Here is a 10,843-nt window from a genome sequence, read left to right as displayed (position 1 = left end):
CTCTACGGATCCGGGGGAACCTCACCTGGGCCAGGCCGGCATCGATCATAATTCGGCGGAGGCAGCCCACGTCGAGGAAGCATTCACGGCGTCCATCATCGTGGCGTGGGGGTTGGCGGTGACCATCGCAGTGTTACTGGCGCTGCTGGTGAGTTGGTATCTCACCCGGAGAGTTCAACACTCCGTCACCGCCGTGACCTCCTCGACTGCCGAGATCGCCAGTGGACGCTACGACACGCGGGTCGTTAGCCCAGGCCTGGGCCGCGAGTTCGACGATCTCGCCGACAGTGTCAACGAACTCGCCCGACGGCTCGACGCCACCGAGACCACCAGACGCAGAATGCTGGCCGACCTCGGACACGAAATGCGCACACCCCTTGCCACACTCGACTCCTACCTCGAAGCCATCGACGACGGCATCCACACCTTCGACGACGACGTCCGAACCATTCTGTGGTCGGCTACTCGGCGGCTGGAGAGACTCGCCGCGGACATCGTCGACGTCTCCCGCGCGGAAGAACACCTCACCCGCCTTCGCCCCAGTCCGACCACTACTCGGACGCTGGTCACCCGTGCGGTCGACGCCGTCCGAGAACGATACGAGAACAAGGGAGTCCAGCTACACACCCACGTCGACGACGCACCGGTGACGGTGGACACCGACCGCATCGGACAAGTGCTGGGCAATCTCCTGGACAACGCACTTCGCCACACCCCCGCCGGCGGCACCGTCACCGTCATCAGCGGGCAGGTAGGGCGCCGCCACGTCGAGATCACCGTGTCGGACTCCGGCGAAGGAATCGCCCCACACTACCTCGACCACCTCTTTGACCGCTTCTACCGAGCCGACACCTCACGCGGCCGCCACAGCGGCGGCAGCGGTATCGGCCTGACCATCACTCGCGCACTCGTCGAAGCCCACGGAGGGCACATTCGAGCGCACAGCGACGGGTCCGGCCAAGGTGCGAGCTTTACTGTCGAAATTCCAAAGCCGGACTAAAGACGACTCAGGTGGCCGCCGGGCCGAGGGGGTCAGGGGCGGTCATGCCAGTACGCCTGAGAATCCGTCGGTGGCGTCGAGGTAGCCGACATCGCGCAAGGCCGCCTCGAGAACCCGGACATACGGAAGATGCAGTTCGGTAGCCATGCCATCGAGAGTCGCTCGGGCCGGCAGGCCGCGCAGACCGCGGGTGCGCCACAAGTACAGATTCTGGCGGGTGATCCCGATTCGGCGGGCCAGCTCGGCCTCACTGACGCCGTAGGTGTGCTTGTGAGCATCAATGAGCTCGACCAGGCGAGAGGTCTCCATAGTCCCGAGTATTCGCCTGCGCTGAGTATGTCGTCAAGTAGTAGTGGACGCTCCCAACAAGTACTACTTTACATAACGATAATTAGCGGCACTTCTAATTCCGCTGGTGAGAGCACATCCGGGGATGCTCACGTCCCCTACTGGAACCGGTTTGGCAACCGACACGATGCTGGCCCGGAGCGGCTGCCCGGTCCGGGTGCTGCGCGCCCCCGGCGTCGTCAGCCGTCGTAGGCGACCGTCTCCACGACGATCGGCCCGGCGACGGCCCCGCCGGTGGTGGTGAGTCGGTATTCGACCCGGCCCGGGCCGGTGGAGATCTGCGCCTCGTAGGGGTGGGAGATCGGATCGGGGATGCCCGTCGAGATCCGCGGGAACGGGACCTGCGCGATCTTCTCCCCGGTGGCCCCGGTGTCGAGGTTGCGCCACGAGAGGGTGGCGGTGAGGTTGCACGGACCCACCCCGGCGATGGCGAAGGCCCAGGCGACGGACGCCGTGTCCGGGTACCCGTCGCCGTCGAGCGTGGTGGAGATCGCGCCCGCGCACAGCCCCGTGGGTGAGCCGCCCACGGCGATCACGCGGTCGGGAGCGGGGAACAGTCGCGGGATGGCCTCGGAGGAGTCCTGGGCGTTCGCGGTGGCCGGGGCCGTGACGGCGGCGGTCAGTGCGACGGCCGTGGCGGCGAGGAACGCCCCCACGGAGACGGTGGGCCGGCGGGTGATCCGCCGGGTCGAGCCGGTGGTGTCCACCCGCTCATCGTCGCACTGCGGACAGCGGCAGACAATAGTGGGCGAGGATTCCGCCACGTCGGACCGCCATGTCGAACACGGTGGCCGTGCCCGGAACGAGAACCCGTTCGACACCTGTCTGTAATGTCCGACGAGAGGCTCCGGAAGCGAGCCTCGGTCGGAAGGATACGGGATGATGGCACGAACGCGCGGTGGGGACGCCGACACCGTCCGGTCGGACGAGAACGGTCTCATCGCGGTCCTCGCCTTCGGCGGCATCGTCATGTCTCTCAGTCAGACGCTGGTCATCCCGCTGCTGGGCATGCTGCCGGCGATTCTCAACACCTCCGCGGTCAACGCCTCCTGGGTCGTCACCATCACGCTGCTCGCCGGAGCGGTGGCCGGTCCGCTCATGGGACGACTGGGAGACCTCTATCCGAAGAAGTACGTGCTCATCGGTTGCACGGCGGTCATGGTCGTCGGCTCGGTGCTGTGCGCACTGGCCACCTCACTGTGGCCGATGCTCATCGGGCGCGCCCTGCAGGGCGTGGGAATCGGTGTGATCCCCATCGGCATCGCCACGATGCGCGAGATCCTCCCGGCGCGTCGACTCGCACCGGCGATCAGTCTGATGAGTTCCTCGCTCGGAGTGGGAGGGGCGCTCGGGCTCCCGGCGGCGGCCGCCCTGGCGCAATACGGTTCGTGGCAGTGGATGTTCTGGGGGTCCGGGGCCCTGGGCGTGGCGATCATCGTGATGATGATGGTGCGTCTCCGGACGCTGCCGGCCGCCAAACCGGACGGCACGCTCGACGTCATCGGCGCAGTGGGGCTCGCGATCGCCCTCATCTCGCTGCTGCTCGCGGTGTCCAAGGGCGCCGACTGGGGCTGGAGCTCCCCGTTGACCCTCGGCTTGCTGGCGCTCACCGCGGTCTCGCTGCCCGGATGGGCACTGTGGGTCCTCCGGCACCCGTCACCGATCGTGGACCTGCGGGTTGCCGCCCGTCGCCCCGTCCTGATGACCAACATCGCCTCGGTGACCATCGGCATGGGCCTCTATGCGCAGCTGCTGATCATGCCCCAGATTCTCCAGCTCCCGGTCGAGACCGGACACGGGTTGGGCCAGTCGATGGTGGCCATGGGGTTGTGGAGCGCGCCCGGCGGACTGGCGATGATGGCGGTCTCCCCACTCAGCGGGCGACTCATCGGCACCCGCGGCCCCAAGACCACGCTCATCCTGGGAGCGCTGGTGGTCGCGGTCGGCTATGCGTCCGGGTTGTTCCTCATGGGATCGACCTGGGGTGTGATGACCGTCGGCATCGTGGTGAGCGGCGGTGTGGGGCTGGCCTACGGTGCGATGCCCGCGCTGATCATGGCCTCGGTCCCCACCTCCGAGATGGGCTCGGCCAACAGCGTCAACACGCTCATGCGCTCCATCGGCACCACGACCTCTGCCGCGGTGCTCGGCGTGCTGCTCACCCAGATATCCATGGACTTCGAGGGGCTGTTTGTCCCCACCGAGACCGGATTCCGGGTCGGTCTGATGTTCGGCTGCGGCGCGACCCTCCTTGCCGCGGCGGTCGCCGCCACGATCCCGCCACCGTGGGAGGACAAGGCCACGGCCCCAGCGGTGCCGGCGCGGGAGAGCTGAGCGGCCGGATCAGTACGCGCCGGACAGGATCCCGTCGACCCGCGACCGGTCGATCTTGGTGGTGATGCCGCACGCCGTGCACGTGGCCGTGTACGACGACCCCAGCGGGATGATGGGGATGAAGAACAGGGAGAACGCTCGCTTCCGACGGTCGACCCGCTGTGCGGCGACGTTGCCGCAGTTCGGGCACGTGGCCCGGGCCAGCCCGAGGTTCCGGGACGAGTTCTTGAAACCGAAGATGAAGAACATCGGCCCAGCGTGACACCGCACCGGGCCGCGCGCACCCGGTGCGGTGGAGTTCAGGCCCCGGGACCCGAGCCGTCCGCGGTCGACCGGGCGCGGGCGACGATTGCATCGGCCAGCTCTGCCGGCCGCTCGTCGGGGATCCAGTGACTGACCCCGCTCATCTCGACGAACCGGTAGTCGGCGTCCACGTGGTGGCGGGTCCGCTCGGCGCCCCCGCGGCCCAGGGCCGGGTCGCGGTCACTCCACACGAACGTGGTGGGCACACGGATCGGCGCGGTCGAGCGGGACGGTGAGGCGAAGGGCAGGGCCCGGTACCAGCCGAGTCCCCCGGGGATCGCGCCGGCGGCGACCATCTCGCGCCGGTAGCGCTCGATCATCTCGGGCGTCATCCCCATCCCGGCCAGGGCCTTCTCGGGCAGCGGGCCGGCCGAGGTGAGCAGTCGCTCCGGCAGGAACGGCAGCTGGAAGAGCCCGATGTACCAGGATCGCAGTAGCTGGTCGGAGGCGACCATGGCCTTGAGGAAGGCGGCGGGGTGGGGGACCGACACGGCGGTGAGGCTGCGGATGCGGTCCGGGTGCGCTCCGGCGACACCCCACGCGACTGCGGCGCCCCAGTCGTGACCCACCACGTGGGCGTCGGGCAGGCAGGCGGCGTCGAGCAGGGCGAGGACGTCCCCCACCAGTTCCGACAGCCGGTACGCGCGTCGACCACGGGGGCGGGCGGACTCGCAGTACCCGCGCTGGTCCAGCGCCAGGGTGCGGTACCCGGCCGCGTGCAGGAGCGGAGACACGAGGTCCCAGCTGGAGGTGCGTTGCGGGAACCCGTGGAGCAGGACGATCGCCTCGCCGTCGGCGGGCCCGGAGTCCACCGCGCGCAGCTCCATGCCGTCGCGGGAGAACCACAGGTCCGGCCGGTGGGCATTCGGATCAGCCGCGGACATATCCCCTCCTGACCGCCCGGTCGAGGATTCCGAGCGTCGCCTTGAGAGCCGATGCGTCCAGCACCGGCAGTACTCCCGAGTCGCGCCACTTCGGGTGCGCGTCGGACCAGTCGTAATAGCTGACGACCTCGGTACGCGCCCCCTCGGCGCCGTCGCCATCGCCGTTATCGCCCTCGCCCAGCGGGATCAGGTGGTAGCCGTAGGTATGCCCGATCGGCGGGGTGATGGCCCCGTCGATGGTCCAGGCGATCTCGGCGTCCGGCTCGAACCGGGTGATGATCACCGTGACGTCGTACTCGCCCATGTCGTAGTCACCGAGGGACTCGCGGTCCATGTGGACGACGAACCGGTCGCCCTCGGCGGTGACCACCGATCCTTCGGCCGCCTGGAGCATCCCCGAGGAGTCGATCGCCACGTGGCCGTCGGGATCGCACAGTACGGCGAACACGCGGTCTGCCGGAGCCGTGATCACCCGCCGTGCCTCGAGGCGGAGGCCGGCAGGACTCTCGCAATCGGCGGCCTCACGGGGGTCGGGGTGGGGGCTCATGGCCGAGACGCTACCCGCGCACGCCGTGGGTCGGGGACCTCTCGCGATCCCCGACCCACGGTGTCCGTCTACTGCTCCGTGCCCTGTGTCAGATGCGGGCCGGGTCGGGCCGCTCCCACGCCCGGTGGGTGGCCAGCAGCGGCTTGAGCGCGGGCAGCACGCCGGCCGCCGCGTCCACGGCGACCACGCCCGGCGTGTCCGAGGTCAGTCCGAAGTCGACGTACCGGTCGATGGGCGCCAGGGTGGCGATGGCCTTCTTGTGCCGGTACATCTCGCTGATGAGCACGTCGGTCCGCGGGTGGGCGGGGAGGTCGACGACGACGAGGGCATCGAACTCGATGGACCGCTGCGTCTGATAGGTCCGCGAGATCGCGACCGTCGCGTCGGGTTCGCCCTCGCCCAGCCTGCCGCCGACCGGGCCGATCACGAGCGGGACCATGTCGTCGTCGAACACGGCCTGCTCGAGTTCCTTGACCGCGGCGACGTCGGAGTTCTCCGTGACGAGGATGCCGATCTGGCGCCCGTCGGAAGGCCACTCCTTGCCGATCTGGGACAGGGCCGGGCTGGTGACGACCTCGGCCACGGGCACCTTCGCGGGCGCGGGCAGCCCCAGCCCCGACGCGACGGTGACGGCCAGGTCATGGTCGATGTGCGCGAGCTGCTCGACCTGCCGGATCTTGATGGCCTCCTCGTAGCACTTGCCCAGCTCGAAGGTGTACGCCTCGGCGACGTGCGCCTTCTCCACCTCGGTGAGGCTGGTGTAGAACAGCGTCGCCTGCGAGTAGTGATCGTCGAACGTCGCCGGGGCGTCGCGGACGACCTGCGCGTCGGCGATCTGCTGCGCCACCTCCACCAGCGCACCGTCGGTGGTGCCCGCCATGAACGGGCACCCACCGTCGAGGCTGTTGGGCTGGTACGGCGCCACGCCCACGTGGTCGGCGGACTGGTGGAAGCCGTCGCGGAGCATGTCGTTGACAGGGGCGTGGGGGCGGTTGATGGGGATCTGGCCGAAGTTCGGCCCGCCCAGACGCGTGAGCTGGGTGTCCAGGTACGAGAACAGTCGGCCCTGCAGGAGCGGGTCGTTGGTGACGTCGATGCCCGGCACCAGGTGGCCCGGGTGGAACGCCACCTGCTCGGTCTCCGCGAAGAAGTTCTTGACGTTGGCGTTGAGCGTCATGGTGCCGATCACCTGCACGGGTGCCAACTCCTCGGGCACGAACTTGGTCGGGTCCAGCAGGTCGATGCCGTGGAACATCTCGCTGACACCGTTCTCGTCGACCGTGTCCGGGAAGACCTGGATGCCAAGGTCCCAGCTCGGGAACGCACCGGCCTCGATCGCGTCGGCCAGGTCGCGGCGGTGGAAGTCCGGGTCCATGCCGGCGGTGATCTGGGCTTCCTCCCACACCTGCGAGTGGACGCCCAGGTGGGGCTTCCAGTGGAACTTCACCAGGCTCGTCTCGCCGGCGTCATTGATGAGCCGGAACGTGTGGACGCCGAAGCCCTCCATCATCCGGTACGAGCGCGGGATTCCGCGGTCGGACATGTTCCACAGGGTGTGGTGCTGCGCCTCGGTGTGCAGGGAGACGAAGTCCCAGAAGGTGTCGTGCGCGCTCTGGGCCTGCGGGATCTCGCGGTCCGGGTGCGGCTTGGCGGCGTGGACGACGTCGGGGAACTTGATGGCGTCCTGGATGAAGAACACCGGGATGTTGTTGCCGACCAGGTCCCAGGTGCCCTCGTCGGTGTAGAACTTGGTCGCGAATCCGCGGGTGTCGCGGACGGTGTCGGCGGAGCCGCGGTTACCGAGCACGGTGGAGAAGCGGACGAAGACCTCGGTCTCCTTGCCCTCGGCGAAGACCCCGGCCTTGCAGACGCTCGCTGCGGCGCCGTTGGCCACGAACGTCCCGTGCGCACCGGCCCCGCGGGCGTGGACCGCGCGCTCCGGGATGCGCTCGTGGTCGAAGTGCATGATCTTCTCGCGTAGGTGGTGGTCCTGAAGCAGGACCGGGCCGCGACGACCGGCCTTCTGCGAGTGATCGGTGTCGGACAGGCGCGCGCCCTGGGCGGTGGTGAGGAACTGGCCCTGCTGACGCATGACCTCCTCGCGAGCGGTGACCGAGCCGGGCGGCTCCGCGCCGGTCGGGCCGTGCGGGGTCGCGCCCTTCTGGTCGGCCTTCGGCGGCAGCGGGCTGGTGGGCTCGGTGGGCTCGGCGACGGTCGGCGGTCGCGATCCCGGCGTACCGGGGACGACGTCGGCGCTGCCGGCCAGGTCGTCGGCGAACTGTTCGGCCTTGTCGACGAGCTTCTCGGCCGCGGATCGGGCGGCAGACTTGGAGTCGGACTTCTTGTCGGGCATCGGCACTCCTTCGGGATGAGAATCGTTCTGGGTGCACTGGCTTTTCCAGCCGTGCCGGCGATTCTGCTCCTCTGGCGGAGGTCCGCAACCTGTCGCGCGACCACGCGGGGCGACGTAAACTTCGCGCCTCCGGGGCCGGCGGCCGTCGTGGTTCCGGTGACCGTCGGGTCAGCCCGTCCCTGGTGCGAGGGCGCCGGTCAGGAAATGCGACGCCCGGGCACTGTTGAGCGTGATGTCGTAGTCCGGCGACTCACGCCAGTAGCGGATCACCGAGATGTAGGTGGAGCCGACCATCTGGGCGAGGAAGCGCAGTGGCAGGTCCTCGCGCACCTCCCCGGCGGCCACTCCCGGGGTCAGAAGTCGCACCAGGGTAGAGGTCAGCTGCTCGGTGCGGGCGGCGCTGACGGCGGGGACGGCGAGTTCACGCTCGAGCTCGCCGGTCAGCGACGCGAAGTAGACCGGCGCGGCGGCGGCGGTGGCGGCGACGTCCGCGAACAAGCGATCGAGCCGACCGGCGGTGGTCAGCGGCTCGGACAGCAGGTCGTCGACAAGGAGTCCGAGTATGGCCACGTGGGCGTCGTGGAGAGCGATGACGATGCCGTGCTTGTTCCGGAAGTAGTTGAAGAACGTCGCGCGGGAGACGCCGGCCGCCTCGGCGATCTCCTCCGCCGTGGTCTCGGCGACCCCGCGTTCGGCGAAGAGCTGACGGGCGGCCTGCAGCAGGCTCGTGCGGACCGCGTGCTTGTTGTGCGCGCGCCGAGAGGAGTCGGGCGGCGGTTCGGACCGACAGCATCACCTCGACCACCGACCTCGACGAGGTCCGGGCCCGACTGGAGACGTGGCTGGCCGAGCGGGTGGGCAGCACGGGACCGGTCCGCGTGACGTCGATCCGGCGCCCCGAGAGCTCGGGCATGTCGAGCATCTCCGTGCTGCTCGACGCCGAGTGGACCGCGGACGGGCGTGACGAGCGCGCGGCGTTGGTGGCCCGACTCGCGCCGGAGGCCTCCTCGTTCCCGGTGTTCCCCGACTACGACCTGGCCGGGCAGGCCGCCGTGATGCGCGCCGTCCGCGAGCGGACCGACCTGCCGGTGCCCGACGTCCGCTGGGTCGAGGACTCGCCCGAGATCCTGGGCGTGCCCTTCCTGGTGATGGACCGTGTCTCCGGCCGGGTCCCCGTCGACAACCCGCCGTACGTGTTCGGCGGCTGGGTGGTGGAGGAGCTGGGCGAGACCGGCCGGGCGCGGGTGCGCGAGGTGAGCGTGGACGTCCTGGCCCGGGTTCACGGCACACCGGACCCACGGACCGCGCTCGGGGATGCCGCGCCGGCCGCCGGCGTCGACAGTCTTCGGGCACACGTGGAGAACGAGCGCGCCTACTACGAGTGGACCCAGTGGGAGGACGGTCTCCGGATCCCGGTCCCGGAGAGGGCGTTCGACTGGATCGAGGAGAACTGGCCCACCGAGCTGTCGCCGGACGTGCTCTGCTGGGGCGACGCCAGGATCGGCAACATCATGTTCGACGGGGTCGAGCCCGCCGCCGTGCTCGACTGGGAGTCGGCCACGCTCGCGACGCCGGAGCTCGACCTGGGGTGGTTCCTGTTCTTCCCCGACATGTTCCAGGAGATCGCCGAGCAGTGGGACTTCCCCGGCCTAACTGATCTGTTCCCCCACGGGGCCGTGGTCGCCCGATACGAGGAGCTCACCGGGTCACCGGTTCGCGAGTTGGAGTTCTTCCGCACCTACGCCGCCCTGCGCCACGGCATCGTGATGTCGCAGATCGAGCGCCGACGCGTCCACTTCGGCGAGGTCGAGGCGCACGAGAACCCGGACGAGGACGTCCTGCACCACGCCATGCTCGCGCGGATGATCGCCGACTGACACCCGGTACGAACCGCCCCACTCCACCGCCCCAGAAACCTAAGGAGAGTCCATGACGATCAAGCCCGCGCCCCTCGACGAGTACCCGGTCCACCAGTCCCCGCTGTCGATGGCGCAGGTCGCCACGAGTGACCGCAATTTCTACGACCGCTACTACTTCAACGCCCATGACCGGACCGGGGACGTCTATCTCGTCACCGGCCTGGGCGTGTACCCGAATCTCGGCGTGATCGACGCCTTCGCCACCGTCCGGCAGGGCGATCGACAGCGCTCGGTCCGCTTCTCCGATGCCAGCGACGAGCGGTCCCTCGACTCGATCGTGGGTGGGTACCGGGTCGAGGTGATCGAGCCGCTGCGAACCGTCCGCCTGCTCTGCGAGCACGAGGACCTCTCGTTCGACCTCTCCTGGCACGGCTCGTTCGAGGCGGTCCTCGAGGAGCGGCACATGCTGCTCGACGGGCCCCGACCGATTCTCGATGCCACGCGCTTCGCCCAGGTGGGCAGCTGGTCCGGCACGCTCACCGTCGAGGGCACCGACTATTCGGTGGACCCGGACGTGTGGATGGGTACCCGGGACCGCTCGTGGGGCATTCGTCCCAGCGGCGACCCGGAGCCCAAGGGTCGCTCGGCCGACGAGCCGCGTGAGGGCCACTGGTGGACGTACGTCCCGCTGCGGTTCGACGACTACGCGCTCATGATCATCATGCAGGAGAGCCCGGACGGGTACCGCACCCTCAACCACGCCACCCGCACCTTTGCCGACGGCCGGATCGAACAGCTGGGCTGGCCGCGCATGGAGGTGTCCTACCGCAGCGGGACCCGGCACCCGGAGTCGGCGCGGATCCACCTCACCACGCCCAGCGGTGAACCCCTGGTGGTGGAGGTGGAGACCCTCGGCTACATCCCGCTGAGCATGGGATCCGGATACGTGGGCGACCCGGACTGGCAGCACGGCCAGTGGAAGGGGCGCGGCTGGAGCCTGTCCACGGCGTACGACTTCACGGACCCCGAGCTCCCGGCGTTCATGCCGTACCAGACCATCGATCACATCGCCCGGGCCACGTGTGACGGCGCGGAGGGCTGGGGCATGTTCGAGCACGGCGTGCTGGGCCGCCACGATCCGAGTGGCTTCGTGGGCTGGACCGACCTCGCCCCGTGATGTGACCTGAGAAGTCTTGAAAAGGCTTTAACATCGAG

The 10,843-nt window shown here is 69.2% G+C and carries 11 protein-coding genes and 1 pseudogene; 4 read left to right on the top strand and 8 right to left on the bottom strand.

The annotated features are described in order from the left end of the window. A partial coding sequence (locus tag AYO52_RS07785) for a cell wall metabolism sensor histidine kinase WalK (protein WP_067715538.1) occupies nt 1–1,000 on the top strand: 1,000 nt, incomplete at its 5' end. A gap of 42 nt (nt 1,001–1,042) precedes the next feature. Here AYO52_RS07785 and AYO52_RS07780 read toward each other — a convergent pair. After that, a complete protein-coding gene (locus AYO52_RS07780) occupies nt 1,043–1,309 on the bottom strand; it encodes a hypothetical protein (RefSeq protein ID WP_067715495.1) in 267 nt (88 codons plus the stop codon). A 218-nt stretch (nt 1,310–1,527) separates the two neighbouring features. Next, complete coding sequence (locus AYO52_RS07775) at nt 1,528–2,055, bottom strand: hypothetical protein (protein ID WP_067715492.1); 528 nt, start codon at nt 2,053–2,055, stop codon at nt 1,528–1,530. A 172-nt stretch (nt 2,056–2,227) separates the two neighbouring features. On the opposite strand from AYO52_RS07775, the gene AYO52_RS07770 reads away from it, so the two are divergent. Next, on the top strand, nt 2,228–3,682 hold the full coding sequence (locus AYO52_RS07770; RefSeq protein WP_067715489.1) for an MFS transporter: 1,455 nt from the start codon (nt 2,228–2,230) through the stop codon (nt 3,680–3,682). A 9-nt stretch (nt 3,683–3,691) separates the two neighbouring features. On the opposite strand, the gene AYO52_RS07765 is transcribed toward AYO52_RS07770, so the two are convergent. From AYO52_RS07765 to AYO52_RS19125, 6 genes and pseudogenes are all read right to left on the bottom strand, one after another. Then, on the bottom strand, nt 3,692–3,931 hold the full coding sequence (locus AYO52_RS07765; RefSeq protein WP_067715487.1) for a zinc-ribbon domain-containing protein: 240 nt from the start codon (nt 3,929–3,931) through the stop codon (nt 3,692–3,694). Nucleotides 3,932–3,981: 50 nt separating this feature from the next. Continuing rightward, nucleotides 3,982–4,869 (bottom strand): alpha/beta fold hydrolase, encoded by an 888-nt coding sequence (locus AYO52_RS07760; protein ID WP_067715485.1) that lies wholly within the window; start codon nt 4,867–4,869, stop codon nt 3,982–3,984. Continuing rightward, nucleotides 4,856–5,416, bottom strand: coding sequence for a polyketide cyclase (locus AYO52_RS07755; protein ID WP_067715481.1), 561 nt, complete (start codon nt 5,414–5,416; stop codon nt 4,856–4,858). Before AYO52_RS07755 ends, AYO52_RS07760 begins: the two co-directional genes overlap by 14 nt. A gap of 88 nt (nt 5,417–5,504) precedes the next feature. Continuing rightward, the gene (locus AYO52_RS07750; protein WP_067715478.1) at nt 5,505–7,769 is read right to left on the bottom strand and encodes a catalase; all 2,265 of its coding nucleotides are present in this window, start codon (nt 7,767–7,769) and stop codon (nt 5,505–5,507) included. 168 nt (nt 7,770–7,937) lie between these two features. Beyond that, nucleotides 7,938–8,339 carry a hypothetical protein gene (locus AYO52_RS07745; protein WP_007626539.1) on the bottom strand — a complete coding sequence of 134 codons (402 nt, stop codon included), beginning with the start codon at nt 8,337–8,339 and terminating at the stop codon, nt 7,938–7,940. 24 nt (nt 8,340–8,363) lie between these two features. Further along, a pseudogene (locus AYO52_RS19125) lies at nt 8,364–8,489 on the bottom strand (helix-turn-helix domain-containing protein); the annotation flags it as partial. Nucleotides 8,490–8,680: 191 nt separating this feature from the next. On the opposite strand from AYO52_RS19125, the gene AYO52_RS07740 reads away from it, so the two are divergent. Then, nucleotides 8,681–9,646 carry a phosphotransferase family protein gene (locus AYO52_RS07740; RefSeq protein WP_253701989.1) on the top strand — a complete coding sequence of 322 codons (966 nt, stop codon included), beginning with the start codon at nt 8,681–8,683 and terminating at the stop codon, nt 9,644–9,646. Between the two features lie 52 nt (nt 9,647–9,698). After that, the gene (locus AYO52_RS07735; RefSeq protein WP_067715474.1) at nt 9,699–10,805 is read left to right on the top strand and encodes a hypothetical protein; all 1,107 of its coding nucleotides are present in this window, start codon (nt 9,699–9,701) and stop codon (nt 10,803–10,805) included. Nucleotides 10,806–10,843 lie beyond the last annotated feature (38 nt).

Source organism: Dietzia sp. 111N12-1, assembly GCF_001658045.1.
In the GTDB taxonomy this organism is placed as follows: domain Bacteria; phylum Actinomycetota; class Actinomycetes; order Mycobacteriales; family Mycobacteriaceae; genus Dietzia; species Dietzia kunjamensis.
Note: the sequence above shows the minus strand (reverse complement) of the source record. Positions and strands in the feature narration are given on the sequence as shown.